This is a genomic window from Sanguibacter sp. Leaf3 (genome assembly GCF_001425965.1).
In the GTDB taxonomy this organism is placed as follows: Bacteria; Actinomycetota; Actinomycetes; order Actinomycetales; family Cellulomonadaceae; genus Sanguibacter; species Sanguibacter inulinus.
On the sequence record NZ_LMRH01000004.1, the window covers coordinates 141559 to 168057 of the forward strand.

At 71.3% G+C, this 26499-nt stretch carries 21 protein-coding genes; 5 read left to right on the forward strand and 16 right to left on the reverse strand.

The window, feature by feature from the left end; all coding sequences use genetic code 11:
* Positions 1–94: 94 nt before the first annotated feature.
* The 4 genes from ASG53_RS18135 to ASG53_RS18150 form a co-directional block, all read right to left on the reverse strand.
* Entirely contained in the window at positions 95–508 is a 414-nt protein-coding gene (locus ASG53_RS18135) for a RidA family protein (RefSeq protein ID WP_056136706.1), read from the reverse strand.
* A 162-nt stretch (positions 509–670) separates the two neighbouring features.
* Positions 671–2092, reverse strand: coding sequence for an alanine racemase (locus ASG53_RS18140; protein ID WP_082544205.1), 1422 nt, complete (start codon positions 2090–2092; stop codon positions 671–673).
* A complete protein-coding gene (locus ASG53_RS18145) occupies positions 2089–3840 on the reverse strand; it encodes an N-acyl-D-amino-acid deacylase family protein (protein WP_082544206.1) in 1752 nt (583 codons plus the stop codon). Before ASG53_RS18145 ends, ASG53_RS18140 begins: the two co-directional genes overlap by 4 nt.
* Positions 3837–5717, reverse strand: coding sequence for a beta-N-acetylhexosaminidase (locus ASG53_RS18150; protein WP_082544207.1), 1881 nt, complete (start codon positions 5715–5717; stop codon positions 3837–3839). Before ASG53_RS18150 ends, ASG53_RS18145 begins: the two co-directional genes overlap by 4 nt.
* 286 nt (positions 5718–6003) lie before the next feature.
* On the opposite strand from ASG53_RS18150, the gene ASG53_RS18155 reads away from it, so the two are divergent.
* From ASG53_RS18155 to hemQ, 3 genes are all read left to right on the forward strand, one after another.
* Positions 6004–6774 carry a hypothetical protein gene (locus tag ASG53_RS18155; protein ID WP_056136708.1) on the forward strand — a complete coding sequence of 257 codons (771 nt, stop codon included), beginning with the start codon at positions 6004–6006 and terminating at the stop codon, positions 6772–6774.
* Between the two features lie 80 nt (positions 6775–6854).
* Complete coding sequence (locus tag ASG53_RS18160) at positions 6855–8042, forward strand: ferrochelatase (protein ID WP_082544253.1); 1188 nt, start codon at positions 6855–6857, stop codon at positions 8040–8042.
* 26 nt (positions 8043–8068) lie between these two features.
* Entirely contained in the window at positions 8069–8821 is a 753-nt protein-coding gene (gene hemQ / locus ASG53_RS18165; protein WP_056137127.1) for a hydrogen peroxide-dependent heme synthase, read from the forward strand.
* Between the two features lie 157 nt (positions 8822–8978).
* Here hemQ and ASG53_RS18170 read toward each other — a convergent pair whose 3' ends face one another.
* The 7 genes from ASG53_RS18170 to ASG53_RS18200 form a co-directional block, all read right to left on the reverse strand.
* A complete protein-coding gene (locus ASG53_RS18170) occupies positions 8979–10364 on the reverse strand; it encodes a Glu/Leu/Phe/Val family dehydrogenase (RefSeq protein ID WP_082544208.1) in 1386 nt (461 codons plus the stop codon).
* Between the two features lie 219 nt (positions 10365–10583).
* A complete protein-coding gene (locus tag ASG53_RS18175; protein WP_056136710.1) occupies positions 10584–11642 on the reverse strand; it encodes a LacI family DNA-binding transcriptional regulator in 1059 nt (352 codons plus the stop codon).
* Between the two features lie 48 nt (positions 11643–11690).
* A complete protein-coding gene (locus ASG53_RS18180) occupies positions 11691–13178 on the reverse strand; it encodes a GH1 family beta-glucosidase (RefSeq protein WP_056136712.1) in 1488 nt (495 codons plus the stop codon).
* A complete protein-coding gene (locus tag ASG53_RS18185; protein WP_056136714.1) occupies positions 13175–14086 on the reverse strand; it encodes a carbohydrate ABC transporter permease in 912 nt (303 codons plus the stop codon). The genes ASG53_RS18180 and ASG53_RS18185 overlap by 4 nt, the downstream gene beginning before the upstream one ends.
* Entirely contained in the window at positions 14083–15219 is a 1137-nt protein-coding gene (locus tag ASG53_RS18190) for a carbohydrate ABC transporter permease (protein ID WP_056136716.1), read from the reverse strand. Before ASG53_RS18190 ends, ASG53_RS18185 begins: the two co-directional genes overlap by 4 nt.
* Before the next feature lie 128 nt (positions 15220–15347).
* Positions 15348–16664, reverse strand: coding sequence for an ABC transporter substrate-binding protein (locus ASG53_RS18195; protein WP_056136718.1), 1317 nt, complete (start codon positions 16662–16664; stop codon positions 15348–15350).
* Positions 16665–17036: 372 nt separating this feature from the next.
* Complete coding sequence (locus ASG53_RS18200; RefSeq protein ID WP_056136720.1) at positions 17037–17549, reverse strand: DUF2505 domain-containing protein; 513 nt, start codon at positions 17547–17549, stop codon at positions 17037–17039.
* 152 nt (positions 17550–17701) lie between these two features.
* Between ASG53_RS18200 and ASG53_RS18205 the strand changes: the two genes are divergently transcribed.
* Entirely contained in the window at positions 17702–19174 is a 1473-nt protein-coding gene (locus ASG53_RS18205) for a sensor histidine kinase (RefSeq protein ID WP_056137130.1), read from the forward strand.
* A 392-nt stretch (positions 19175–19566) separates the two neighbouring features.
* On the opposite strand, the gene ASG53_RS18210 is transcribed toward ASG53_RS18205, so the two are convergent.
* Positions 19567–19815 (reverse strand): WhiB family transcriptional regulator, encoded by a 249-nt coding sequence (locus ASG53_RS18210; RefSeq protein WP_012865865.1) that lies wholly within the window; start codon positions 19813–19815, stop codon positions 19567–19569.
* Positions 19816–20146: 331 nt separating this feature from the next.
* On the opposite strand from ASG53_RS18210, the gene ASG53_RS18215 reads away from it, so the two are divergent.
* Positions 20147–20617, forward strand: coding sequence for a hypothetical protein (locus ASG53_RS18215; protein ID WP_056136722.1), 471 nt, complete (start codon positions 20147–20149; stop codon positions 20615–20617).
* Positions 20618–20732: 115 nt separating this feature from the next.
* Here the strand turns inward: ASG53_RS18215 and ASG53_RS18220 are convergent, their stop codons facing one another.
* From ASG53_RS18220 to ASG53_RS18235, 4 genes are all read right to left on the reverse strand, one after another.
* A complete protein-coding gene (locus ASG53_RS18220; RefSeq protein ID WP_082544209.1) occupies positions 20733–23345 on the reverse strand; it encodes an FtsX-like permease family protein in 2613 nt (870 codons plus the stop codon).
* Positions 23345–24172 carry an ABC transporter ATP-binding protein gene (locus ASG53_RS18225; RefSeq protein WP_056136725.1) on the reverse strand — a complete coding sequence of 276 codons (828 nt, stop codon included), beginning with the start codon at positions 24170–24172 and terminating at the stop codon, positions 23345–23347. The genes ASG53_RS18220 and ASG53_RS18225 overlap by 1 nt, the downstream gene beginning before the upstream one ends.
* Positions 24173–24385: 213 nt before the next feature.
* The gene (locus tag ASG53_RS18230) at positions 24386–25099 is read right to left on the reverse strand and encodes a response regulator (protein WP_056136728.1); all 714 of its coding nucleotides are present in this window, start codon (positions 25097–25099) and stop codon (positions 24386–24388) included.
* The gene (locus ASG53_RS18235; RefSeq protein WP_056136729.1) at positions 25096–26355 is read right to left on the reverse strand and encodes a sensor histidine kinase; all 1260 of its coding nucleotides are present in this window, start codon (positions 26353–26355) and stop codon (positions 25096–25098) included. Before ASG53_RS18235 ends, ASG53_RS18230 begins: the two co-directional genes overlap by 4 nt.
* Positions 26356–26499: the final 144 nt, after the last annotated feature.

The window sequence follows — 26499 nt, forward strand, 5'->3', positions numbered from 1 at the left end:
GGCAGGACCGTGCTCGACAAGACCGGGTTCGGCACGACCGTGCCCGCAGTGTCGCGTCTGCTGGCCGGGCGACGCCGCGACCGAGGCTGCGACGTCAGTCGGTGATCGCGAAGGCGTCGATCTCGACGAGCATCTCCTCGCGCGGCAGGCCTGTCATCACCGTCGTGCGGCTGGGCAGGACGCCTGAGGGGCAGTGCTGCGCGACGAAGGCTCCGTAGGCCTCGTTCATCGCGGCGAAGTCGTCACGCGTCGTGAGGTAGACGCGCAGCATGACGACGTCGTCGAAGCTTGCTCCCGACGCCTCGACGATCGCCCGGACGTTCTCGAGGGTCCGGGCGGTCTGCGCGGCGACGTCGCCCGGGAACAGGTACTCGCCGGTCTCGGGGTCGACGGGGCCCTGCCCCGACACCTGGACGAACGGGCCCTTGCGGACCCCCTGGTGGAAGGTGTGCGCGGGCGCCGGGGCGTGCGGGGTGCTGATGGGGGTCTTGGCTGCGGCGGTGGTCATGGAGACTCCTCGGGGTGCGGGGGTGCGGGGGTGCGGGGGTGCGGGGGTGCGGGGTGGNGGGTGCGGGGGTGCGGGGGTGCGGGGGTGCGGGGGTGCGGGGGTGCGGGGGTGCGGGGTGGACAGCGACAGGGCAGGGGCCGGGCGCGGAGCAGGCCCTCCGGCTCAGAAGTCTGTGGTGACCAGCTCGACGACCCGGTCCTCGGCGTCGACGACCGCCGCGACCCGCCACTTGTCGAAGAGCGTGCACGGGTGGGAGATCCCGAGCCCGACCACGTCGCCGGGTCCCAGCGCAGGCGTGCCGGGCGCGAGGTCGTCGACGGCGAGGAACAGGTGCTGGTCGTTGAGCCCTGTCACGCGCGCACCGACGAGAGGCTCGGGCGACGCGAGCACACCGTCGTCGTCCGCGCGGCGCACCGACAGGGCGACCGGGAGGTCGAGGTCGTAGGCGAGGTCGCGCCGACCCGCGCCGAGCACGACGAGCCCTGGCTCAGGAGCCGAGAGCACCTGGGCCCAGACCGTCGCCGCTGCCCGCATCGGGACGGCGCCGGGGATGCGCCGCCAGGGGTCCATGCGCTCGCAGAAGCCGTGGTCGTGCGTGACGTAGGCGCCCGAGCGCACGAGGACGTCGACAGGTGTCGTCCGGCCGTCGGGGCCGTCGAGGGGTCCGGGCAGCTCGGCGACCACGACGTCGAGGAAGGAGCTGCCCCCTGCGGAGACCACGACGGGGGAGCCGTCCTGCCCGACCAGGCCCGCCTCGACGAAGAGCCCGGCGACCTCGCGCAAGGACCTGCAGTACGCCGCGACGCGGGCGAGGTCGTCTGGGGTGGTGCCCGAGGCGGCAGACCCCTCGTACCCGGCGACGCCGACCAGCCGCAGGCCAGCACCCACGACAGACCGGGCGAGGTCGAGGGCCTGCTCGGGTCCGCGGGTGCCGGTCCTGCCGCCGGCGACCCCGACCTCGAGGAGCACGCCGACCCGCTCGCGGACCTCGGGTGCGGCGTCGGCGAAGGCCGTCGCGAGCAGCCGCACACCGTAGGCGGAGTCGACGTAGAGCCACACCTCGAGAGGGTCGAGAGGGTCCGACGTCTCGACGAGGGTCCGCAGCCGGCGGGTCTCGCGGGGGTCGACCATCTCGTTGGCGAGGAACACCCTGCGCACACCCCAGTCGACGACGGTGTGCAGCTGGGCGGGGTTGGCGACTGTCGCACCCCAGGCACCGTGGGCCTGCTGCCGCGCGAAGACCTGCCGCGACATCGTCGTCTTCACGTGGGGTGCGTGCAGCACCCCGGCGGCCCGGCAGACCTCGGCCATCGTGGTGAGGTTGTGCTCGAGGGCCGCCTCGTCGAGGGTGAGCAGCGGCCAGCCGAAGGTGTCACCTGTGGTCGACGGGAGGTCTGCTGTCACCTCCGCGAGGGTCACCGGTGCACCGAGCGCGAGCCCCTTGGTCCGCGGACCGACGGTGTCGCTGCTGCGCCCGCGCCCGTGCTCGTGTCCGTGCGCGGTCCCACGGGTCTCGGCAGTGCCTGTGGCGGCACCCTCCAGGCCGTGGGTGGTCGTGCTCGCTGTGCCGTCCTGATCGCTCATGCTCGTCCTCCTGTGCGGTGCGCTGATGCGGGCGCGGGCGCGGGCGCGGGCGCGGTCACGGTCGTGGGCGCGGTCGACGGCCGGAGCGACCGGCCGGGGGTGAGTCCTGTGAGCTCGCCGTCGGCGAGCACCCGCCGTCCCGCGACGACGACGTCGGTGACACCCGTCGCCAGCCGTCGCGGCTCGTCGTAGGTCGCGAGGTCCCGGACGGTCCCGGGGTCGACCAGGGCCACGTCGGCGACCGACCCGACCTCGAGCGACCCGCGCCCGGCGAGCCCGAAGCGACGTGCAGCGGCCGTCGACAGGTGGTGCTGCGCCTCCGACCACGTCCAGTCGCCCGAGCGCACCTGGGCGAGCATCCGGGCGAAGGCACCCCAGCCGCGCGGGTGCGGGCGCCCACCGGCGTAGATGGCGTCCGAGCCGCCCATCTGAGCAGGGTGCGTCGAGAGCGCGAGGACCGAGGCTGCCGAGTTGGTCGGTGGCTGGGCGAAGACGCACCCGGCCCGCAGCCCTGTGCTGACCAGGAGCTCGACGGCGGTGTCCGCGGGGGAGAGGCCGAGGCGCCGCGCGACGTCGACGAGGGACAGCCCCTCTGCCCACACGTGCTCGCCCGGCACCGAGGCCATCGTCACGCGGGGCCACAGGTCGACGAGCCCCGGCAGGTGCTCGGTGCGCAGGCGGGCCAGCACCGCAGGGTCGCGCAGCGCAGCGACGGTCCGCTCCGGGTCGGCGATCGGCAGCCAGGTCGGCAGCGCGACCATCGAGAGGATCGACGCACCGCGCAGGTACGGGTAGGAGTCGAAGCTGACGTCGAGGCCTGAGGCGAGGGCGTTGTCGACGTAGCCCGCGAGCTCAGCGGCCGGTCCGTGGTAGTGCGAGACGTGGGTGGCGACGCCGGTCTCGGCGGCGATCGAGACGAGCTCGGCCATCGCAGCGCCCGCCCTGTCCTCGTACCCGCGCATGTGGCTCACGTGAGGGAGCCCGCGACCGGCGAGCACCCGGGCCAGCGCGACCAGCTCCTCGCGGTCTGCGTAGGCGGCCGGGACGTACTCGAGGCCCGTCGACATGCCGACAGCACCGGCGTCGAGCCCGTCGACGAGGGCCGCGACGAGCAGGTCGCGCTCGGCGCGGGTCGCGGGCCTGTCGCTGTCGCCGAGCAGGGCGTAGCGCAGCGTGCCGTGCGGGACGAGGTAGGCGACGTTGACCGGGGTGGTGCCGTCGTAGGTCGCGAGGAGGTCGGCGACGCCGCCGCCGCGGAAGGTCGGGTGCTCGCCGTTGATCGCGGAGAAGTACCGGCCCGCCCACGTGGTCGCATCCAGGTCTGCGTTCGAGGACGAGGACGGGTGCCGGGCCGGGATGCGGTCGGTGCCGGCACCGGTACCGGTTGCGTGGGAGAGCGCTGCGCCGGCTGACCGCGAGGATTCAGCGCCGGTCACGTGCGAGGGCGCGAAGGACACCCCGTCCTGCCCGACGACGATGCTCGTCACCCCCTGGCGCAGCATCGCGTGCTGCACCTCGGGGTCGAGCACGGCTGCCTCGCCGTGCACGTGCGCGTCGACCAGCCCGGGCAGGGCGACACGACCGTCACCGTCGAGCACGTCGACGCCCGTCGGCCGGCGACCGGCCGGCGACACCTCGATCACCCGGCAGCCGAGGTGCAGGTCGACGGGCTCGGTCAGCCCTGTCGTCGACGAGGCGTCCGGCAGGCGGACGCCGTGGACGACGGTCTCGACACCGCTGGCCGTCATGCGAGACCGTCAGTCGCGGGAGTCGCGGGAGTCGCGGGAGTCGCGGGAGTCGCGGGAGTCGCGGGAGTCGCGGGAGTCGCCGACAGTGCCGCCTCGCGTACGTCGTCCTGCGAGTCGCCCTCGTGCCAGCCGCCAGCGCCGTCCCACCCCGCAGCGGCCATCTCCGCCGCGAGGTCGCGCGGGAAGCCGGGGGCGCCAGGCCGAGCCTGCCAGGGCAAGGGGCCGTCGAGCGGGCGGTACTCGACACCTGCCGCGTCCAGGCGCGGCAGGTGCACGGTCCGCAGCCTCTCGAGGAACGCCTCGGAGGCTGGCGACCCGGGTGCGCGGTCCGCCTCGGGCGACCAGGCGACCTCCGCGAAGGCCGCGAGCCTGGGGAAGGTCGCGAAGTCGACCCGTCGGGGAGAGTCGAGGTGCTCGGTCCACACCTGGGCCTGCACACCCACGAGCCGCCCGGGCGCGTCGTCCAGGCCCGGGTGCGCGGTGCGCACGGCGCCCGGCAGCGGGTCGAAGGCGTAGACGTCGGCGACGGTCCGGACGAACCCCACGGGCGTCGGCTCGTCGGGGTGCTCGCCCGCCCGGTGGTCCAGGTACACCACCTGCTCGGGGGCCATGACCACGTCGTGCCCGGCCTCGATCGCCGCGGCACCCACGCTGATGCCGCGCCACGCCGTCACGACGGTCTCGACGGGGAGCGTCGGCGTGAAGGCCTCGTCCCACACGACGGGGCGACGTCCGGCGGCGATCACGTGCTCGCACAGCCTGTCGACGAACCACCCGTGCAGGTGGCGCGCGTCGGGCAGGCCGAGCGCGGCGGCCCGCTCGACGATGGCCGGGTTCTCGAGCCACAGGGTGGTCGGGACCTCGTCACCGCCGAGGGCGACCCAGGGGGAGTCGAAGACGTCGAGGACCTCGTCGAGCACGTGCCTGAAGAACTCGAGGGTCTCGTCGGAGGGGTCGAGCACCTCGGTGCTCACCCCCCAGGTGGTGCGGACCGTGTGCGGCTGCTTGCGGGTGCCGAGCTCGGGGTAGGCGGCCACGGCCGCCTCGACGTGACCTGGGACGTCGATCTCGGGCACGACGACGACCCCGCGCTCGCGGGCGTAGGCGACGATCTCGCGCAGGTCGTCCTGCGTGTACCAGCCGCCGTGCGGCTGCCCGTCGGTGCGGTCGCTGCGCCAGGTGCCCACCCCCGTCTCGGTGCGCCACCCCCCGACCGCCGTGAGCAGGGGGTAGCGCAGCACCTGCATGCGCCAGCCCTGGTCGTCGGTCAGGTGCAGCTGGAGCACGTTGAGCTTGTGGGCGGCGGCGAGCTCGACGAGGCGCAGCACGTCGTGCACGGGCATGAAGTGCCGGGCCACGTCGAGCAGCATCCCGCGCCAGGCGAAACGAGGGGAGTCGGAGACCTCGACGGCCGGGAGCGTCAGCCCGCTGCGGTCGGTGCGCAGCGGCGCACGCCTGAAGGCGTCAGGGCCGGCGAGCTGGCGCAGGGTCTGGGCGGCCGCGAAGGCGCCGGGCAGGTCGTCGGCCTCGACGTCGACCTCGGACCCGCTCACGCGGAGCCTGTAGCCGCCGGTTCTCGGCGCTGCCGGCCCTGTCCCTGCTTGCTCTGCTGAGCCAGCCGCGGGCGCAGGCGCGAACCGGAAGGTCGCGCGGGACCACCGGGCTCCGCCCGCACCCGCAGCAGGGTCCGCCGACCCCGCCAGCACGGTCTCGACCCCGTGCGCCGCGGAGACGACCCCGGCCCACCAGCGGGCGGCTGGTCGCAGGGCCTCGTCGACGGTGATGACGATGCCCTCTCGGGCCACGAACGGGGCTCCGGAGCCGGGCTCGGCACGGACTGGAGCAGGGACGAGCCCGAGGTGGTCAGCAGTGGTCACGAGGTCGAGCCTAACGAGACTTCAGGGTTTGTCCACCCTCCTGACAAACGCAGTCGAGAGTGATCTGCCTCTCAGCGTCTCGGCACCGGATGTCGTCCGGCGAGGACCGGACCCCCGAGCAGCCGCGGCATCAGGCCGACGGCGGACCTGAGGTCGTCGCGAGAGAGACCACTCCGGGAGCCCGTCGTCGGACCCGCTGCGGGTTCCCCTCTGCGCGACCGGCCCGGCACCTGGGATGATCGACGCACGGCGTCGCAGGGGGTGCTCGCCGCAGGAGGGGTCTCAGATGTTCACCGATGTCCCGACAGACACCGACACCGACCTCGCCGCGGGCTCGGCGGGCCCGGCCGACGCCGCTCTCGTCGAGGACGTCAGCACCGGAGACGTCGACGCCTTCCTCGAGCTCTGGCGACGTCACCGGCAGGCCGCCTACGACTTCGCAGGCCGGTGGTCGCAGCCGGACGGCCCCTCCGAGTCCGCCGTGAACCGCGCCTTCGCCGACGTCCTCCTCGAGATCTCGGCAGGCTGCGACGTCGACGGACCGTTCCGCCTCCACCTCTACCGCAGGCTCTTCGCGGAGAGCTCCTGGGACCTGCACCCGGACGTCCCGCTCGTCGTCCGTGCCTTCGGCGCTCTGTCGGCGCAGTCCCGCACGGTGCTCTGGTACAGGGTCGTCGAGGACGAGCCGACAGGCTCGGTCGCCCTCATGGCCGGTGTCCACGGCGACGAGCTGTACGCGCTCCAGAGGGTCGCCGAGGTCGAGCTGCGGACCCGGTGGCTCGCCGAGATCGTCGAGGCGCCGTCGACGGCGCCAGGCTGCGCCTGGATGGTCCCGCGCATCGACCTGCGCCCCTGCGGCGTGCTCGCGCCGGCGTCGGAAGAGCGGTACGACAGCCATCTCCACAGGTGCGGCCACTGCCAGCAGGTGGTCCTCGACCTCGCCGACGTGAGCGCTCTGCTGCACCACGCCGCGCACGCTCTCGTCACCCCGCACGACGAGGACCAGGACTGCCGCTACCCACCAGCGCGCCCGGCGGCAGGCTCTCAGACGACCTGACGTTCTGTCGTGTCAAACTCACACCGCGCAGCCCGACCCTCGCGGTGGCGGGGTTCTCCAGCGGTGCGAAGATGGCTCACATGGCCCTCACCCCAGACACCGAGGCTGCTCCCGGCACGGCTGCCGAGACCACCCGCGGCCCCCAGCTGCCCTACGACGCCCTCCTGCTGTACTCCTTCGGAGGCCCCAACAAGCCCGAAGACGTCGTCCCCTTCCTCCGCAACGTCACCGCCGGCAAGGGGATCCCCGACTCCCGCCTCGAAGAGGTCGGCGAGCACTACTACGGCTTCGGCGGCAAGAGCCCGATCAACGAGCAGAACCTCGCCCTCCAGGCGGCCCTCGAGGGCGAGCTCGCCGCTCGCGGCATCGACCTGCCGGTCGTGTGGGGCAACCGCAACTGGGAGCCGTACACGCGCGACGCCGTCGAGCAGCTCAAGGAGATGGGTGTCCAGCGCGCCGTCGCCCTCGTCACGAGCGCGTACTCCTCGTACTCCGGCTGCCGCCAGTACCGCGAAGACCTCGCCGTGACACTCGACGGGCTGGGCGACCTCGGCCCCGAGGGGTCGCGCAGCGTCCAGTTCGACAAGGTGCGCTCGTACTTCAACCACCCCGGCTTCGCCCAGGCCAACATCGACGCCGTCGTGGACGGCTACCGTGCGCTCGCCGAGAAGGACGGTGCCGAGCTCGCAGCCGAGGCCCGCCTCGTCTTCGTCACGCACTCGATCCCGGACACCATGGAGGCCGCCTCGGCAGTCTCCGGCGCGACGTACTCCCAGCAGCACCTCGACCTCGCCGCCGTGGTCGCCGCCGAGGTCTCGACGGTCCTCGGCCACCCCGTCGAGTGGACGCTCGCGTACTGCTCGCGCTCCGGCCCGCCGAGCCAGCCGTGGCTCGAGCCCGACGTCAACGACCACCTCGGCGAGCTCGCCGAGTCGGGTGTGCGCTCTGTCGTGATCTCGCCGATCGGGTTCATCTCCGACCACATGGAGGTCGCCTACGACCTCGACACCGAGGCGATCGCGACGGCTGCCGAGCTCGGCCTCGCCGCCGTGCGCGCCGGGACCGTGAGCACCCGGGCGCCCTTCGTCTCCGGTCTGGTCGACCTCGTCCTCGAGCGGGCCGCCCTGGCCCGCGGCGACGAGATCGTCCAGCAGACCGTCGGCACCCTGCCCGCCTACAGGTCCGTGTGCCGGCCCGGCTGCTGCCGTCGCCGTGACGGCGAGGACAGCGGCGTTCCCGCCCTGTGCTCGGAAGCCCTGAACTCCTGACCCGCGACGAAGAGAGCCAGCACGCCATGAGCGACCAGCACCTGCACCACCGTCCCGACACCGGCGAGACCGTCCCGACGGACGACATCAACGAGGCCGTGCGCTACACGATGTGGTCGGTCTTCTCGACGGTCCAGACCCTCCCGACCGACGCCGCCGAGCGCGCCGAGATCGTCGACGCCGCCCTCGCCTCGGTCGGTGGCGCGGACTCGGGGGTCGACACCGACCTGACGATCCGCGGCTGGTACGACGTCGGTGGCCTGCGCTCCGACGCCGACCTCATGGTGTGGTGGCACGGGCCCTCGATCGAGTCCGTCCAGGGGGCCTACCAGCGCCTGCGCGCCTCCGACCTGGGACGTCACCTCGAGCCTGTGTGGTCGAACGTCGGCCTGCACCGCCCGGCCGAGTTCAACCGCGGTCACGTCCCGGCCTTCATGGCGGACGAGGCCCCGGAGAAGTACATCTGCGTGTACCCCTTCGTGAGGTCTTACGAGTGGTACCTGCTGCCGGCCGCGGAGCGCGCGACCATGCTGCGCGACCACGGCATCGCGGCGGCGGGCTACAAGGACGTCAGGGCGAACACCGTCCAGGCCTTCGCCCTCGGCGACTACGAGTGGCTGCTCGCCTTCGAGGCGGCCGACCTCGCACGGATCGTCGACCTCATGCGCGACCTCCGCGCGACCGAGGCGCGCCACCACGTGCGTGAAGAGGTGCCCTTCTTCACAGGGCCGCGGACCGACCTGCACGCCTGGGCTGACCGCCAGCCGCTCGGCGACTGAGAGACAGGCAGCCGCTCGGCGACTGAGAGACAGGCAGCCGCTCGGCGACTGAGAGACAGGCAGCCGCTCGGCGACTGGGCCCACCGGCCACATCGACGCAGCCCTGCACCCCTCACGCGAGGGGTGCAGGGCTGCGTCGGTCTGCGACGGCCGGAGATCAGGGGTAGAGGCCGCGGATCTGGTGCGCCTCGGCGACGCGCCGCACGCCGATCACCAGTGCCGCGTCGCGCAGCGTGATGCCCTGCGCACGTGAGGTCGCGGCGACCTCGCGGAAGGCCGAGTGCATGCGATCGGCCAGCTTCTGCTCGATCTCGTTCGCGTCCCACCAGTAGGTCTGGTTCGACTGGACCCACTCGAAGTACGAGACGACCACACCGCCGGCGTTGGCGAGGATGTCGGGGACGACCACGACACCCTTCTCGGCGAGGATCGCGTCGGCCTCCGAGGTCGTGGGGCCGTTGGCGCCCTCGACGACGAACCTCGCGCGGACCGACGGCGCCGTGCGGGAGTCGAGCACCCCGTCGATGGCCGCAGGGACGAGGACGTCGACCTCGAGGGCGAGGAGCGCGTCGTTGCCGAGCGGGTCGGCGCCGTCGAAGCCCACGACCGAGCCTGTCGCTGCCACGTGGTCGAGCAGGCGCGGCACGTCGATGCCCGCAGCGTTGTGGACCCCGCCGAACTGGTCGCTGACCGCGACCACGCGGGCGCCCTCCTCCGCGAAGATCGACGCGGCGTGGGCACCGACCTTGCCGAAGCCCTGGATGGCGACGGTCGCGCCGGTGAGCGTCTCGCCGACCTCGGCGAGTGCGGAGATGGTCACGTGTACGACCCCGCGCGAGGTGGCTGTGGCCCGGCCCAGGGAGCCGCCGACGGCGAGGGGCTTGCCTGTCACGACCCCGGGGATCGTGTAGCCCTGGCTCACCGAGTAGGTGTCCATGACCCAGGCCATGGTCTGCTCGTTGGTCCCCATGTCGGGGGCCATGATGTCGCGCTCCGGGCCGATCATCGGCATGATCTCGCTCGTGTAGCGGCGGGTGACGCGCTCGAGCTCGCGCTCGCTGTACTGCTGGGGGTCGATGCCGACGCCGCCCTTGGCACCGCCGTAGGGCAGGTCGACGACGGCACACTTCCAGGTCATGAGCATCGCGAGGGCTCGCACCTCGTCGGCGTCGACGCTGGGGTGGAACCGCAGACCGCCCTTGCCGGGCCCGCGCGAGACGTTGTGCTGCACCCTGAAACCCTTGAACAGCTCGACCCTGCCGTCGTCGCGGCGCAGCGGGACGGCCACGTTGATCTCGCGTCGCGGGGTCGCGAGCATCTCGTGGAGGCCCTCTTCGTAGCCGAGGATCTCGACGGCTCCGGCGAGCTGCCCCAGGGCGTTGGCCCACGGGACAGAGATCTGGGCCGTGCTCGGGTGGCTCGTCGCCGTGGACTCTGCGGACGCTGCCGGCGCCGCTCGCCCCGTCCGGGCTGCGTCGCCCGTCAGGTCGTCGGTGCTCGCTGCGGTGTCGTGGTCTGTCGCGGCGGTCTGCTGGGTGGACATCGTCGGTGGTCTCCTCGCTGTCGACGACGCACCGTTGTGCGGCACGTCACAGACCAACCTACCTGGGGAGCCGGGGTCTCGGCCTCCAGCGCGCGCCTGCGCCAGGCTCGGCTCCGACCTCGGCATCCTCGTCCGACGTCCGGCGTCACGCGCGGGTCACCTGCCGCCGCGGGGCGGGTGCCGGGATGGGGGCGTGCTCGGGCGGGGGAGCGGAGGACCTCAGCTCGAGGCTCGCAGCACCAGGACGGGGGCGAGCACGGAGCGGCCTGTCGGGTCCACGACGGGTGGGAGCTCGGTGTCGGACGGGTCTGCGAGGTCCTCCGCCGAGATCGCACCGAGCGTCACGAGGAGCTCTTCGGTCGCCAGGCGTGCCATCCGGACCACGGGGTTGGCGACAGTCGTGAGGGCGGGGACGGTGTCGTCGGCGACGCCGAGGTCGTCGTAGCCGATGACTGCCACGTCCTCGGGCACCCGGCGCCCGTGCGCGGCGAGCGACTGGAGGGCGCCGCTGGCCATGAGGTCGGAGGCCGCGAAGACGGCGTCGATGGTGGGGTCCTCGGCGAGGATCTGGTCCATCGCCGACGCCCCCGTCGCGATCGTGAAGTCACCGCGGACCACGGGGCCGGGCTCGAGGCCCGCCTCGCGCAGAGCCGCGTGGAAGCCCTCGAGACGGTCTTCGCCCGCGGTCATGTCGCCCGGCCCGGCGATGTGGGCGATGCGCCGGCACCCGCGCGCGACGAGGTGCTCGGTCGCGATCTTCCCGCCCCCGACGTTGTCGACGTCGACGCAGCGCAGACCCGGGAAGGGGTGGAAGGGGCGCCCGACGAACACCGCGGGCAGCCTGGAGGCCTCGATGGCCCCCTCGAGGCCGTCCTTGCGGTGGTGGGAGACGACGATCGCCCCGTCGACGTGCCCGTTGCGCAGGTACTGCGCGATCCGCCCGGCGGACTCGTCGAGCTTGGCGATGAGCAGCACGAGCTGGAGGTCGGAGTTCTTCAGCACAGAGTTCATGCCGCGCAGCGTCGCTGCGAAGAACGGGTCGTTGAGGAATCTCTCGTCGGGCTCGGGGACGACGAGCGCGACAGAGTTGGTGCGGCGCGTGACGAGCGACCTCGCCGCCCGGTTCGGGACGAACCCGAGCCGGGCGACGGCGTCGTCGACGGCGGCCTGCGCCTCGGCGGAGACCCGTGAGCCGCCGTTGATCGCTCGTGATGCTGTCGAGCGTGACACCCCGGCGGCCAGGGCCACCTCTTCGAGCGTCGGGACCTGCATGCTCATCGGATCTCCTCGTGGGGCGTGGGCCCCGGTGCTGTGGTGCGCTGCGCCTCAGGCGCGGCGCGGCGGGACTGTGCTGGTCCGGGCGACCTCGCCGTACCACGCACCGCTCGCCTTGACGGTCCGTTCCTGGGTCTCATAGTTCACCCGGACGATACCGAAGCGCTTGTTGTAGCCCCAGGCCCACTCGAAGTTGTCGAGCAGCGACCATGCGAAGTATCCCGCGACGTCGGCCCCCTGCGCGATAGCCTCGTGCGTCGCGCGCAGGTGGAGGTCGTAGAACGAGAGCCTGTCCTGGTCGTCGACCTGCTCGTCCGGGCCGGCGACGTCGTCGTAGGCGCAGCCGTTCTCGGTCACGTACAGGCGCATGCCCTTCGGCCCCGTGTACTCCTCGTGCATGCGCACCAGCAGGCGGGTGAGGAGCTCGGGCTGGATCTCCCAGTCCATGTCGGTCACGGGCGCGCCCGTCGGGTGCCAGAAGACACCGTCGGCGGCAGGCCACGGGGCCGAGGTCTCACGGGCGACGGGTGCGTCGCCGTGCAGCTCTTCGGTCGGTGCTGCAGGCGTCTTCGACACGCTCTCGCCGTGGTAGTAGTTCACGCCCAGGGTGTCGATCGGCGTCGAGATGATCTCGAGGTCGCCGTCGTGCACGTGCTCGAGGAAGCCCTCGGCCAGGCCGAGCTCGTCGAGGTCCTCGAGCAGGTCGACGGGGTAGGCGCCGTGGAAGATCGGGTCGGCGAACACCCTGTTGAACTGCGCGTCGATGCGGCGCGCGGCGTCGACGTCGTCAGGGTTCGTCGGGTCGACGGGCTCGGCGACCGTGAGGTTGAGCGTGAGACCGAGGTTCGCCTCGGGCGCACGAGCGCGCAGCTCCTGCGTGGCCAGGCCGTGGCCGAGCAGCAGGTGGTGGGCTGCCGCGAGGCCGTCGGGCCGCGACTGACGGCCCGGTGCGTGCACCCCGGCGGTGTAGCTGAGGAAGGAGGAGCACCACGGCTCGTTGAGCGTGGTCCACACGCCGACGCGGTCGCCGAGCGCCTCGTGCATCGTCACGGCGTACTCGGCGAAGAGGTACGCGGTGTCGCGGTTGGTCCAGCCGCCCTTGTCCTCGAGGGCCTGGGGGAGGTCCCAGTGGTACAGCGTGATCCACGGCAGGATGTCCTGCTCGAGGAGGGAGTCGACGAGGCGCGAGTAGAAGTCGAGCCCCTTCTGGTTGACCCCGGCCGGACCGGCGACGCCGTCGGGGCGCACGCGTGCCCACGACGAGGAGAACCTGTACGCGCCGATGCTCAGCTCTTTCATGAGCCGGGTGTCGTCGGCGTAGCGGTGGTAGTGGTCGCACGCGACGTCGCCGGTGTGGCCGTCGAGCACGGCGCCGGGCACGCGGCAGAAGGTGTCCCAGATGGAGTCCTTGCGGCCGTCCTCGTGCGCTGCGCCCTCGATCTGGAACGCGGCTGTCGCCGCGCCCCAGACGAAGCCCTCGGGGAAGACCAGGGGCGCGGTGGTCGCGGTCTGGCCGGGGGTGGGGGTCGAGGTGGTCATCCCTTGACAGCTCCTTGCATGATGCCGGCGACCAGCTGGCGGCCCGCGAAGAGGAAGACGAAGATCAGCGGCAGCGTCGAGAGCAGCACACCGGCCATGATGAGCGAGTAGTCCTGGAAGTAGTTCGCCTGGAGCTGCTGGATCACCATGGGCAGGGTCGGGTTGGACCCGTTGAGGATGATGAACGGCCAGAAGAACGCCGTCCAGCTGCCGATGAAGGTGAAGAGCGCGAGCATCGCCGCGGCGGGACGGGCTGCCGGCATGGCGACGTGCCAGAACGTGCGGATCATCGACGCGCCGTCCATGCGGGCCGCCTCGATGAGCTCGAAGGGCAGGGCGTTCTCGAGGTACTGGGTCATCCAGAACACACCGAAGGCTGTCACCATGCCGGGCACGATCACGGCGATGAGCTTGCCGGACCAGCCGATCTCGGACATGACGATGAACAGCGGGACGATGCCGAGCTGGGTCGGGATCGCCATGGTCGCGATGACGAAGACGAGCAGCGGGCCACGGCCGCGGAAGCGCAGCTTCGCGAAGGAGTAGCCAGCGAGGGTCGAGAAGACCACGACCGACAGCGACTGCAGGACGGCCACGATCATCGAGTTCACGAAGCCCTTGAGGAGCGGGATGTTCGACTCGAAGACGCGGGAGAAGTTCTCGAAGAGGTTGCCCTGCGGGATGAGGCTGGGGATCGGGTTCTGCGAGATCGTCAGCTGGTCGGAGGACCCGAGCAGGAACACGTAGAGCAGCGGGTAGACGGACACGAGCAGCACGATGCCGAGCAGCGTGTACGTGATCCACCCGGGGCGGCGGTCGGCTCCGCCGACCTTGTTGCGGCGCCGCTTGGCGGCGCTGCGAGCAGCGCCCTTGCCGGCGGTCTGGGCGATGACAGGGACCGAGCTCATCGCGTCCTCCCGGTGGTCGTGGTGCCGTTGTCGGGCAGGTCGTCTGACTGTGTGGTCGGGTCGGCTGCGGCCGGCACGCCGACGCCCGTGGGGGCGAGGGGTGCTGTCGGTGCCGGGGGCGTGGGGGGTGCCTCGCGCAGCGACTTCTTCTTCGCGCGGGCCACCGCCCGGGTGCCCGAGGACGAGATCCGCCGGGTGATGAGGAAGTTGAGGATGCCGATCACCACGATGAGCAGGAAGAGGATCCATGCGACCGCGGCGGCGCGGCCGAAGCTCTTCTGGTTGCCCCAGCCGAGCTCGTAGATGTACATGGTGAGCGTCATCCACTGACGGTCCGCGCCACCCATGCCGGAGGGGTCGAACATGCGCGGCTCGTCGAAGATCTGCAGACCGCCGATGGTCGAGGTGATGACCACGAAGATGATGGTCGCGCGCAGCTGCGGCACGGTGACCGAGAAGAACTGGCGCAGGCGCCCGGCGCCGTCGATGATCGCGGCCTCGTAGAGCTCGCGCGGCACGGCCTGCATGGCCGCGAGGAAGATGAGGGTGTTGTAGCCGGTCCAGCGGAAGTTCACCATCGTGGCGATCGCGAAGTGGCTGGGGAGGATCTCGGCGTGCCAGCGGACCGGGTCGACGCCGATGATGTCCAGGACCGCGTTGATCGTGCCGGACTGGTCGGCGAAGAGGCGACCGAAGATCAGGCCGACGGCGACGGGGGCGACCACGTAGGGGAGCAGCACGCCCATGCGCCAGAAGGTCTTCGCGCGGATGTTCGCGTCGAGCAGCGCGGCGAGGATGATCGCGATGATCACCTGCGGCACCGAGGACAGCAGGAAGATCGAGAAGGTGTTGCGCAGCGCCTTCCAGAAGTTCGGCTGGTGGAGCACGTCCACGTAGTTCTGCAGGCCCACCATCTCGCCCTGCCCGATGAGCAGGTTCCAGTCGTGGACCGAGACCCACGCTGTGTAGACCAGCGGGAACAGACCGGTGATCGCGAAGAGGACGAAGAACGGAGAGATGTACAGGTACGGGGAGAGCTTCACATCCCACTTGCCGCGCTTCTGACGGAAGGCGATCCGACGGGGTGTGCGCTCCTCGTCGGTCGAGGGCTTGGGTGGGGACAGGACAGCCATGAGGATCCTTCGGGCAGACGCCGCAGCGGGGCGCGGATGAGCAGAGGCGGTGCCGCGTCGGGCACGCCGCGCCCCGGGTGGGGCGCGCCGTGCCCGACGCGGCGGTCAGGCGCGGTGGTGCAGCGAGGTCAGAAGCCCAGGTTGCTGAAGTCGCTCAGAGCCTGGTCCCATGCCTCGTCGGCCTTCTGGGTCTGCTCGATGTCGACGCGCTTCAGGGCGTCGCCGACGGCCTGGTTGATCGCGAAGTAGTTCTGGCCCTTGAACGGCGGGACCGGGTTGACGGCGTTGGAGCGGTTGATGAAGATCTCGCCGACGGGTGCGTCGTTGAAGAAGTCGTTCGTCGCCGAGGTGAGGGTCTCGTCGTCGTATGCCGCGACCTGGCTCGGGAAGGTGCCCGCGTTGGCGAAGGCCTTGATCTGCTGCTCGGGGGCGGTCAGCCACAGAGCGAGCTTCTTGGCCTCTTCGACGTTCTTGCCGGACTTCGGGACGGTCAGGAAGGACCCGCCCCAGTTGCCGCCGCCGCCGGGGAAGACGTCAGCGACGTCCCAGCCGTCGACGCCGCCCGCGCGCTCTTCGACCGGACCTGTCATCCAGGCGGGGCAGAGCATCGTCGCGAAGCCGGCGTTCTGGAACGCAGCGTCCCAGTCGGGGCTCCACTGGTCGAGGTGTGCCGAGAGCTCAGGGGCGACCTCGAGGATCGAGTCGTAGAAGCCCTTGATCTCGGTGTTCGACGCGAGGTCCTTCGGCTCGCCCGTGGAGGGGTCCTCGTAGGCTGCCTCGACCTGGCCGACCATGCCCTGCATGATCGCGTTGCTCGAGTCGTACCAGGCGGAGTCGCTCGCTGCGGTGAAGGTCTTGCCCGCTGCGAAGTAGTCGTCCCAGGTGGCGTCCTCGCCACCGAGGAGCTCGGCGACAGCGGCGCGGTCGGTCGGCAGACCGGCGGCCTCGAAGAGGTCGGAGCGGTAGCAGATGCCGGCCGGGCCGATGTCCGTGCCGAGACCGATGAGCGTGCCGTCCGAGGCCGTGCCCTGCTTGAGCTTCCAGTCGACGTAGCGACCCTCGACCTCAGGGTCGGACAGGTCGGCGAAGGCCGAGGAGACCATGTCGAGCTCAGGCATCCAGTCGACCTCGATGCCCTCGATGTCGGCGAGGCCGTCACCACCGGCGGCGAGCTTCGTCGTGAGGTTGGAGCGAGCGTCTTCGGTCTTGGCAGCCTTGGTCTGCTTGACGACGACGTTCGGGTTGGCGGCCGTGTACTCCGCGAGGAGCTCGTCGGTGTAGCCGAAGTTGTTGAAGGTGGCGACGGTCAGCTCGATCTTGCCGTCCGCGTTGGTCGACGAGCCGCTGGCCTCGTCGTCGCTGGAGCAAGCCGAGAGCGCGAGCGCCATGATCGAGGCGCCGGCCACCACGGAGGTGAGGCGACGCGAACGAGGGGTGCTGAACATAGGTGAAGACTCCTTTGTCCACGGTCCGGCTGCGGTGCCGTCCGTGCGTGTGAAGGACTGTCGGACTCCCCGGTGAGGGGTGACCGTCGAACCTGCATGTGGAGGAGGTAGCCCGCCTGTGGGAACGCTCCCATGCGTCACGGATGATCATGGTGGGATCGCTCCCACACGTCAATGCCCAGTCGGGGTGAGAGCGGTTCCACGGGCACTCCAAAGTGCATAGTCGCAGGTCAGAGCATTGCCGACCGCGTGGAAGGTTGCTGAATCGTTATCGGGTGACCGGTTCGGACGGTGCCCAGACGCACGAGAGGGCCGCCCTCGAGAGGGCGGCCCTGGCTCCCGGGAGGCGGTCGTCGTCGACCGCCTGACGAGTCAGTCCTGCGGGTGGGTCGCGATCCAGTCGGAGGCCGTCGCGGCCTCGGCTGTGAGGGCCTGGCGGATGGCCTCGGCGGCAGCCTTCTCGATGCTCGCCCCGAAGAGCGGGACCGGGGACTTGATCTCGCCCTCGTAGGTCATGGTCGAGCCTCCGGCAGCGGGCACCAGGGTGATCGACCCCGTCATGCGCACAGGCGCGCCGGTGATCTCGACCGAGACCGTGCCGAAGCGACGCCCGTCGGCCCCCTCGGTCGGCTCGGCCCACGCCTCGGTCTGGCGGATCTCGAGCTCGGACCCCACGAAGGAGCGCGCCTGCGCAGGGATCTGGTCGCTCGGGATCACCCTGCGGACCGCCGACGTGTAGCTGCCGTCGGTGCCCGAGGTCACGTCGACTGTCAGCACCTTCGACCCGGCCTGCGCCGCCTTGTGGCGGATGAACTCGGGGTCGTTGACCAGCCGGACCGCGGCGTCGGTCGGCAGGGGAAGGTCCAGGGTGATGCTCGTGCGCATGGGTCGTGCTCCTTCGCCGTGACGGGTGAGCACGAGCCTACCGAACGGTGCGCCCGGGTGTACGTCTGCCGATGTGGGGACGAGGTGCGCGGGCGAGCACGTCCGGACGACGCGCGGGGCGCTCGCCCGCGTAGGCTTCCTCTGTGTCGACCATGAGCAACCTCGTGTCCAAGTACAGCGCGCTCGACCCTGCGGACGCCGAGTGGCTCCACCTGCTGGTGGGTGACTGGCAGCTCATCTCCGACCTGGCCTTCGCCGACCTCGTGCTGTGGCTGCCGACGACCGACGGCGGTTTCGTGGCCGTGTCCCAGTGCCGACCGAGCACAGGTGCGACGGTCCACCACGACGACATCGTCGGGTCCTTCGCCCCCGGCGGGCTGCTGCCCCAGCTGGAGCGTGCCCTCACGGAGGAGCGCACGCAGCGCTCGCGCGAGCCCCGATGGTTCGGCACCTACGCGGTCCGCGAGGAGGTCGTCCCGGTCCTGCACGAGGGCCGACCGATCGCCGTCGTCGCCCGGCAGACCAACCTCGGCAGCGGGCGCACCCCCAGCCGTCTCGAGCTCAACTACGTCGAGGCCGCAGACGACCTCATGAACATGGTGACCACCGGCGAGTTCCCCTCGCCCGACGGCGCCACGGGCCCGCGGCGGGGTGCACCACGCGTGGGTGACGGGCTCATCCGCCTCAACTCCGAGGGCGAGGTGCTCTACGCGAGCCCCAACGCGCTCAGCTGCTTCCACAGGCTCGGGGTGATCGGTGCCCTCGTGGGCGAGTCGCTCATCGAGGTGACGACCGAGCTCGTCGAGCACCAGGTACCCGTCGACGAGTCCATGCCGCTCGTGCTCATGGGGCGGGCTCCGTGGCGCACCGAGGTCGACTCGCACGGTGTGTGCCTCTCGGTGCGCTCGGTCCCGCTGACGGAGAACGGCCAGCGCATCGGCGCTGTCCTCATGTGCCGCGACGTGTCCGAGCTCCGCAGGCGTGAGCGCGAGCTCATCACCAAGGACGCGACGATCCGCGAGATCCACCACCGCGTGAAGAACAACCTGCAGACCGTCGCCGCGCTGCTGCGTCTCCAGGCGCGTCGCATGACCGTGCCCGAGGCCAAAGAGGCTCTCGAAGAGGCCATGCGCCGCGTGGCGACCATCGCCCTCGTGCACGACTCGCTCTCGCAGACCCTCGACGAAGAGGTCGAGTTCGACGACATGATGGGGCGTGCGCTGCGCCTCACGGCCGACGTCGCCTCGGCCGACGTGAGCGTGCGCACGGTGCAGACGGGGACCTTCGGCATGGTGCCCGCGCAGGACGCCACGGCCCTCGCGCTGATCCTCACCGAGCTGGTGACCAACGCCGTCGAGCACGGGCTGTCGGCAGCCGGTGGAGGCACCGTCGAGGTCAGGGCGGAGCGGGACGGGGCGCACCTGTCGGTCACTGTCGAGGACGACGGCGTCGGCATGGGTGAGGGCAAGGGGCCGTCGGGCGGCCTCGGGACCCAGATCGTCAAGACCCTCGTCACCAACGAGCTCCAGGGCACGATCGAGTGGGAGCCCCGCGAGGGTGGCGGGACGATCGTCGCCGTCGCCGTCGTCCTCCGCGGCGTCACGACCCATGACCCGACGGCCTGACAACGGGCCGGGACGGACCGACGGACCGCACCACCTGACCGGACCGGACCGCAGGCCTCGCCGGACGCGCCTGACTGGGCCCGTCTGATCACGCTGCTCTGACCACCCGGCCCTACCCTCGCACCCGCGAGGTCGCCTGCTCCGCGGTGAGGTCGTACAGACACGCCAGAATCGAGTCCGGGACGGCGTGATCCGGCGTGTCCGTGCGACCTCGGTGGAATCTGTGCGACCTCGGCGGTGACCGTACGACCTCGGTAGCGCGAGCGACCTCGACGGGGGGGAGGGGGAGGCGTGCGCCGGTGGGGATGCAGCGAGGCCCGGGTCCCTGGGCGGGATCCGGGCCTCGTGGTTCAGCGGGTGGTGCTCAGTCTGCGGTGCGGCTCAGCGTGACGTCAGCTGGCGCGGCGGGCGCGGGCCGTGCGGCGCTTGAGGGCGCGGCGCTCGTCCTCGGACAGGCCTCCCCAGACGCCGGCGTCCTGGCCGGACTCGATGGCCCACTTGAGGCAGGTGTCGACGACGGGGCAGCGACGGCAGACGGCCTTCGCCTCGTCTATCTGGAGGATCGCGGGACCTGTGTTGCCGATGGGGAAGAACAGCTCAGGGTCTTCGTCGAGACAGGATGCGCGGTGACGCCAATCCATGAGAACTCCTAGGCAGGGGCGAGCCGGCCCAGGGGAGGGCGCGGCAAAGGGAGAGGGGGGCTTGTGACTGCTGGTAACCAGTTCACACCTCAACCATCCCCGGCACAAGGGTTACCAGGAGGTTTCTATTGCGTGACGACTGAGGTCTTGATCACATTTTTGGTCAGTCGCACTCGTCAGGTGGGTTATAAGCATGCTCGACGGCGCTGGTCAAGGGTGATCTTGGGCCGATTCGCGAGGATCGGCACGCTCTGCGCGCTGTGACGTCGGATCCAGGACCAAGGACAGGGTCGAGAGCACTGTGATCTATCCGCTATCGTCTGGAGCACTTATGACTTCCTCAGGTTTCTCCCAGCCGTCTGAGCCCACGCCCGAGGGTCGGGGCGCCCTCGGCCGCTGGTTCGAGGTGCGTCGCCACCCCGCGGTCTGGGCCACGTCGGTCCTGCTCGCCCTCGAAGGTCTGGCGCTCGTCGTCTTCGCGGTGATCGGCGCCCTCGACCTCCTCCCCGGGCGGGACAGGGTCGTCTCGGTCGCGATCGCCCTCACCCTGTCGTGCGCGGCAGGGGCCTGGCTGATGCTCGCAGCCGCCTACGGGGTGTCCGTGGGACGGTCCTGGGTGCGAGGCCCCGTCATCACCGTGCAGGTGCTGACGGGTCTGGTCGGTGTGAGCTTCCTCCAGGGCGGCACGACGGGCCTCGGTCTGGCGTTGGTCGTCGTCGCGGTCCTCGGTCTGGTCGGGCTGCTCTCCGGTCCGGTCTCCAGCTTCACCGGTCGTCGCACCTACGACCTCGACCAGGACTGAGCCGGCGCGGTTCGCGCCTGCCCCCACCGGCACCTGACGAGCGCCTGCGGCAGCCATCCTGACGCAGAGGGCGGCCAGACCTGGTGCCTGCCCGCCCTCTGCGGTGCTGCGGACGTCAGTCGACGGCCAGCGCCTCGACGGGCGAGGTCTTCGCGGCCGAGCGCCCGGGGACGATCGACGCGAGCAGGCCGGCGGCGACAGCGACCAGGACGACGAGCCCCAGCGTCGCGAACGGCACGGTGAGCGCCACGTCGGCGAACCCGCCGAGGACGACCAACGACCCGACCCACCCGTAGAGCAGCCCGAGGGCGACCCCGAGGACCGCGCCGACCCCGGCGATGAGCATGCCCTCCTGTGCGAGCGTGGAGCGCAGCTGGCGCTTGCTCAGTCCGATCGCCCGGAGCGTCGCCGATTCTCGACGTCGCTCGAGGACCGACAGGGAGAGCGTGTTCGCCACGCCGATGAGCGCGATGATGACGGCGATCCCCAGGAGCCCGACGACGACCGCGAGGATCGTGTCGATGGCCTGCTGCATCGTGGCCCGCTCGACGGCGGCGCCCGTCACGTTGAGGGAGGTCCCTGACACCGCGTCACGGATCTCGTTCACGGTGCTCCCGGCGTCGTCGAGGTCGGTGACCTTGACCCACAGAGAGGTCGGCGCGGTCGAGGAGACGATCTGCTCCCCGACGCTCGGGTCGACGATCACGTTCATCCCCACGATGTCCCGGACGACCGTCTCGAGGGTCACCTCGCCGGCGTCACCCTCGATCGTGATGGTCGACGAACCACCGAGGAAGTAGTCGCGGTAGTCCTGAGAGACCACGGCGTGCGTGGCGTCGAGCCCGTCGAGCACCGACGGGTCGCGCAGGGCGGCGCGAGCGGAGTCCGGGTCGACGATCTGCACGGTGTCCTCGTCGGCTGTCACGTTGCCGCCCTCGGTCCTCACGAGGACCTCGCTCACGGGGGCCACCTCTGAGACGCCGTCGAGACCGGCGACCTCGGACATCAGCGATGCGGGCAGGGGCTCGACGTCCGAACCCGCGGACCAGGACGGGCCCTGCACCTGCACGTCCACGTTGTAGGACCCGTCGAGGGTCGAGCTGAGTGAGGCCCGCGCCGTAGAGGCACCGACAGACATCATCGCGACCAGCGTCACGCCGATGAGCAGCGCGCTGCTCGTCGCCGCGGTGCGCCGCGGGTTCCGGGTGATGTTGGCGGCGGCGAGCTGCGTGCTCGGCCCTGCGGACGAGAGCATCCGACCGACCGCGCCGACGATCTTCGGCACCCAGAACACGGCACCGAGCAGGACCCCCACGAAGGAGGTCGCCCCGCCCAGGACGCCGGCCAGCAGTCCGACCTCGACCTGCCCGTTCTGGCTGGCGGCTATGCCGCCGACCATGAGGAGCGCGCCGCCGAGCACGAGGAGCAGGGTGAAGACGAGACGGACCCGTCCGCCGCCGGCTGTCGCGCTCGGTGCCTCGGAGGGGCGCAGCGCCTCGAGGGGTGCGACACGGGTCGCGGCCCGCGCGGGGACGAGGCTGGCGAGGACAGTCACCAGGGTGCCGACCACGAGCGGCCAGACCACAGCGGCGACTGAGAAGGAGATACGGCTGGGGACCGGGATGTCGAGGTCGACCCGACCGAGCACCATGACCGCGATCTGCACGAAGGCAGACCCGACGGCCAGCCCGATCGCCGACGAGACCAGACCGAGGGTCGCGGCCTCGAGGACGACGGACTGACGCAGCTGGGACTTCTTGGCGCCGACGCAGCGCAGCAGCGCGAGCGTGCGGGTCCGCTGGGCGACGATCACCTGGAAGGTGTTCGAGATGACGAGGGCCGCGACGAGCAGCGCGATCGCCGCGAAGGAGAGGATCGTCAGGGTGAAGACCTGCTGGTCCCCGGTGACGGCGTTGATCGAGCTCTCGGCGGCAGCGTCCTTGGTCTCCACCGTCATGCCCTGGTCGGCGACGACGGACTGGATCGCGCTGCTCACCGCCGACTCGTCGGCGCCTGCCTCGAGCAGCACGGCGATGTCGACGTGCATGGGGTCGGAGTCGGGCCAACGACGGTCCGTGAAGGTGTCCGCGGTCACCACAGCAGCCCCGCCCTGCATCGCGTAGGCCTTGAAGGGGTCGTCGACGATCCCGCTGACGGTGAGCGTCGTCTCGACAGGCTCGTCGGACGCGGTCGTGCTCTCGCCGTCGACGGCTGACGTGCTCTCGACGGCCGAGGGCCCCCACGAGAGGTCCGTGAGCGTGTCGCCGGGAGCCACGCCGAGGAGCTCGGCGGCGTCCGCGGGGAGCGCGATCTCGTCGCTCGACGCCGGGAAGGTGCCGGACACGAGAGTGAGGGGCTGGAGCTTCGGCGACGAGGGCACGGCGATGGTGGCCTGGTAGAGGCTCCGGGCGCCGTTCTGGAGCTGGAGGTAGGTCGACTCGACCGGGTCTGCAGCCTCGACGCCGTCGATCTGGCGCATCTGGTCGAGCTGGGCCTCGTCGGCCGCGAACGACGTCGCGTCGCCGTAGCCGCCTGCCCCGCTCGCCGCGCGGACCACGAGCTCGGCCTGCCCGTACTGGGCGGCGACCGAGTCGTAGCTGGCGCGCTTGAGCACGTCGGAGGCGAGGAGGGTGGCGGCCACGAAGGCTGTGCCGATCGCGATCGCGACACCGGCGGCAGCGAGCCGCCCGATGCTGCGTCGCATCTGGGCGAAGGTGAGGGCGAACATCAGGAGGCCACCTGCCGGGTCGAGCCGGTGTCAGCGGTCGTCTCGAAGGTGCGCAGCGCGTCGAGCCCTGCGAGGACAGACTCCGGGGTCGGGTTGGCGATGTCCCCGGCGATCGCGCCGTCGGCGATGAGCACCACGCGGTCGGCGTAGGCGGCGGCCGCCGGGTCGTGGGTGACCATGATGATCGTGCGGCCCAGCTCACGCACAGAGCGTCGCAAGAAGCTCAGCACCTCGGCGCCCGAGCGCGAGTCGAGGTTCCCGGTGGGCTCGTCGGCGAAGACGACCTCGGGACGGGCGATGAGCGCCCGGGCGATCGCCACGCGCTGCTGCTGCCCGCCCGACAGCTCCGAGGGACGGTGCGAGAGCCTGTCCTGGATGCCCAGGGTGACGGCGAGCGTGCTCAGCCACTCCTTCACCTCGGCGGCCCCGGGCGACCCTGCGAGGGTCAGCGGCAGCAGGATGTTCTGCTCGGCCGTGAACATCGGCAGCAGGTTGAAGGACTGGAAGACGAAGCCGACCCTGTCGCGGCGCAGCGAAGTCAGGTGGTTGTCGTCGAGGCTCGTGACCTCGGTGTCACCGATGAAGGCCTGCCCCGACGACGCCGAGTCGAGCCCCGCGAGCAGGTGCATGAGCGTGGACTTGCCGGAGCCCGACGGGCCCATGATCGCGGTGAACTGGCCGGCCGCGAAGTCCACGTCGACCCCGTCGAGCGCGTGCACGGTCCCGGCACCCTTGCCGTAGAGCTTGGTGAGGGACCTGGCGCGGACCGCAGGCTGTACGGGCGCGCCGGACGTCGGGCGGGGGTGGGGTGCTGCGGACGAGTCCACGAGATGTCTCCTGGTGGCGGGGGGAACGATGGACGTCGGGGGCGGACGCGCTCCGAGGAGCACACGAGCTGGGGAACCCGCCCCCGACGTGATCACCACGCTAGTTCTGGGGCCTCGCGCGCTGCGTCGGGCCGAGGGCTGGTCTTGCCCTGCCCGCTGTCATCCCCCGGGCTGACCTGTGACGACGTCCGAGCCGTCCGCGGACGGACCGGGCTACTCGCCGGGGCGGACCAGACCGGTCTCGTAGGCGGTGACGACGGCCTGCACCCTGTCGCGGGCGCCCAGCTTGGCCAAGATCCTGCCGACGTGGGTCTTGACCGTCGCCTCGGCGACGAACAGGTCCGAGGCGATCTCCTGGTTCGCTCGGCCCCGCGCCATGAGCACGAGCACCTCGCGCTCGCGGTCGGTGAGGCTGTCGACGGCCGAGGCCTTGCCCGAGTCCGCGAGCTGCTCTGCCGGGAGGGTCGTCACGAGCCTGTCGAGCAGCCGGCGCGTCGTCGAGGGGGCGATGACGGCGTCGCCCGAGTGGACGGTGCGGATGGCCGCGAGCATCTCCTCGGGCGGGGCGTCCTTGAGCAAGAACCCGCTCGCCCCCGAGCGGATCGCCTCGAGGGCGTACTCGTCGAGGTCGAAGGTCGTCAGCACGATGATGCGCGGAGCCGTGTCGGGGTGCGCGGCCCACAGCGCTGTCAGCTGGGCCGTCGCGACGAGCCCGTCCATGGTCGGCATCCGGATGTCCATGAGCACCACGTCGACGGGGTGGTCGGTCAGCAGGCGGACCGCCTGGGCGCCGTCACCGGCCTCGACCACGACCTCGAGGTCGGGCTGAGAGTCGATCACCATGCGGAAGCCGGCCCGGAGGAGCTGCTGGTCGTCGACGATCGCGACGCGGATGTGCGGTGAGGCGTCGGGCAGGGCGGTCGTCATGGTGCGGAGAGCTCCTCGGTACGTGGCTCGGGCAGCGGAAGGTCAAGCATCACACGGAAGCCGCCGCCTGGGCGTGGTCCCGAGGTCACGGTCCCGCCGAACATCGCGGCGCGCTCGCGCATGCCGAGCAGACCCTGACCGGCGCCGTCGCTGTCGGCCGAGGCGCCGCGCCCGTCGTCGTCGATCTCGACCTTGACGCTGCGGCGCTCCCACGTGACCACGACGGTCACCGAGGGGTCCGGGCCTGCGTGCTTGAGGATGTTCGTCAGCGCTTCCTGGCAGATCCTGTACAGCGTCAGGCCTGTGCCCGGGGGCAGCGTCCTGGCGACGCCCATGCGGACGAGCGAGACCCGCATCCCCGAGGCGCGCACCTGCTCGACGAGGGCTGTGACGTCTCCTGCAGCAGGTTGTGGTGTGCGCTCGGCGGCCCCGCCGTTGCCCCGCTCGTCGTCGGGCTCGTCGCGGAGCACGCCGAGGAGCCTGCGCATGTCGGCGAGGGCTGCGCGACCGGTCTCGGAGATGGTCCCGAGGGTGCGGGCCGCGGCCTCGGGGTCGGCCTTGGCGGCGTAGCGCCCGCCGTCGGCCTGGGCGATCATCACCGAGAGGGAGTGGGCGACGATGTCGTGCATCTCGCGGGCGATGCGCGAGCGCTCGGCGGCTGTCGCGATGCGGGCCTGCTGGTCGCGCTCGACCTCGAGGCTGCGGGTCCTGTCACGCAGCGCGATGAGGGTCTCCCTCCGGGCGCGGCGCACGAGCCCGAAGGCCCAGGTCGCGACGAAGAGCAGCCCGACGAAGACGACCGACAGGATCATGCCGAAGATCGTGTTCCCGGCGCCGCTCTGCAGGCCGAGCATGGCCCCCAGCAGCGCCGAGCCGAGGAGACCTGTCGCGATCGCGACGAGGTGCGCCCAGCGCGGGCCGTAGACGGTGACGGAGAACAGGGCCACGAGGACGAAGAAGTTGGCCGGCAGCACGAGAGGCATGCCGAGCAGCATCTGGACGAGGGTGGCGGCGTAGACGAGGGTCACGGAGAGCACCGGCCGGGTACGGCGCACAGCCAGCGGCCCGACGGTCAGCAGCGCGAAGAGCGCGAGGACGGGCGCGGTCCCCACGGTGCCGAGCCCGTAGTCGATGTACCCGGAGGACATGGCCGTCGACAGCGGCACGACGACGAGCAGCGTGAGCAGGGTCCCGACGACGTCGACCTGCGCGCGGTGCTCTTCGGCCCAGCGGCCTGCCTTGTCGTACCAGTTCATGGGGGACAGCCTAGAGACGCCTCGGGGGGAGCGGCGTCAGCCCCAGGGCGGAGCCCCGGCGTCGTCAGCGCCCCTGCGGGCTGACGGCGTCCGCGGGGCACGGCCGGTCTCGCGGCGGCACGCCTGACCTGCGGCGCTCTGACC

Excerpts from the sequence above, each read along its gene's own strand:
- ASG53_RS18215 (WP_056136722.1), top strand. The coding sequence starts at position 20,147 with ATGACTTCCTCAGGTTTCTCCCAGCCGTCTGAGCCCACGCCCGAGGGT.
- ASG53_RS18135 (WP_056136706.1), bottom strand. The coding sequence starts at position 508 with ATGACCACCGCCGCAGCCAAGACCCCCATCAGCACCCCGCACGCCCCG.
- ASG53_RS18175 (WP_056136710.1), bottom strand. The coding sequence starts at position 11,642 with ATGAGCATGCAGGTCCCGACGCTCGAAGAGGTGGCCCTGGCCGCCGGG.
- ASG53_RS18235 (WP_056136729.1), bottom strand. The coding sequence starts at position 26,355 with ATGAACTGGTACGACAAGGCAGGCCGCTGGGCCGAAGAGCACCGCGCG.
- ASG53_RS18200 (WP_056136720.1), bottom strand. The coding sequence starts at position 17,549 with ATGCGCACGAGCATCACCCTGGACCTTCCCCTGCCGACCGACGCCGCG.
- ASG53_RS18160 (WP_082544253.1), top strand. The coding sequence starts at position 6,855 with ATGGCCCTCACCCCAGACACCGAGGCTGCTCCCGGCACGGCTGCCGAG.
- ASG53_RS18170 (WP_082544208.1), bottom strand. The coding sequence starts at position 10,364 with ATGTCCACCCAGCAGACCGCCGCGACAGACCACGACACCGCAGCGAGC.
- ASG53_RS18190 (WP_056136716.1), bottom strand. The coding sequence starts at position 15,219 with ATGGCTGTCCTGTCCCCACCCAAGCCCTCGACCGACGAGGAGCGCACA.
- ASG53_RS18145 (WP_082544206.1), bottom strand. The coding sequence starts at position 3,840 with ATGACGGCCAGCGGTGTCGAGACCGTCGTCCACGGCGTCCGCCTGCCG.
- ASG53_RS18210 (WP_012865865.1), bottom strand. The coding sequence starts at position 19,815 with ATGGATTGGCGTCACCGCGCATCCTGTCTCGACGAAGACCCTGAGCTG.
- ASG53_RS18185 (WP_056136714.1), bottom strand. The coding sequence starts at position 14,086 with ATGAGCTCGGTCCCTGTCATCGCCCAGACCGCCGGCAAGGGCGCTGCT.
- ASG53_RS18180 (WP_056136712.1), bottom strand. The coding sequence starts at position 13,178 with ATGACCACCTCGACCCCCACCCCCGGCCAGACCGCGACCACCGCGCCC.
- hemQ (WP_056137127.1), top strand. The coding sequence starts at position 8,069 with ATGAGCGACCAGCACCTGCACCACCGTCCCGACACCGGCGAGACCGTC.
- ASG53_RS18205 (WP_056137130.1), top strand. The coding sequence starts at position 17,702 with ATGAGCAACCTCGTGTCCAAGTACAGCGCGCTCGACCCTGCGGACGCC.
- ASG53_RS18195 (WP_056136718.1), bottom strand. The coding sequence starts at position 16,664 with ATGTTCAGCACCCCTCGTTCGCGTCGCCTCACCTCCGTGGTGGCCGGC.
- ASG53_RS18230 (WP_056136728.1), bottom strand. The coding sequence starts at position 25,099 with ATGACGACCGCCCTGCCCGACGCCTCACCGCACATCCGCGTCGCGATC.
- ASG53_RS18155 (WP_056136708.1), top strand. The coding sequence starts at position 6,004 with ATGTTCACCGATGTCCCGACAGACACCGACACCGACCTCGCCGCGGGC.
- ASG53_RS18220 (WP_082544209.1), bottom strand. The coding sequence starts at position 23,345 with ATGTTCGCCCTCACCTTCGCCCAGATGCGACGCAGCATCGGGCGGCTC.
- ASG53_RS18140 (WP_082544205.1), bottom strand. The coding sequence starts at position 2,092 with ATGAGCGATCAGGACGGCACAGCGAGCACGACCACCCACGGCCTGGAG.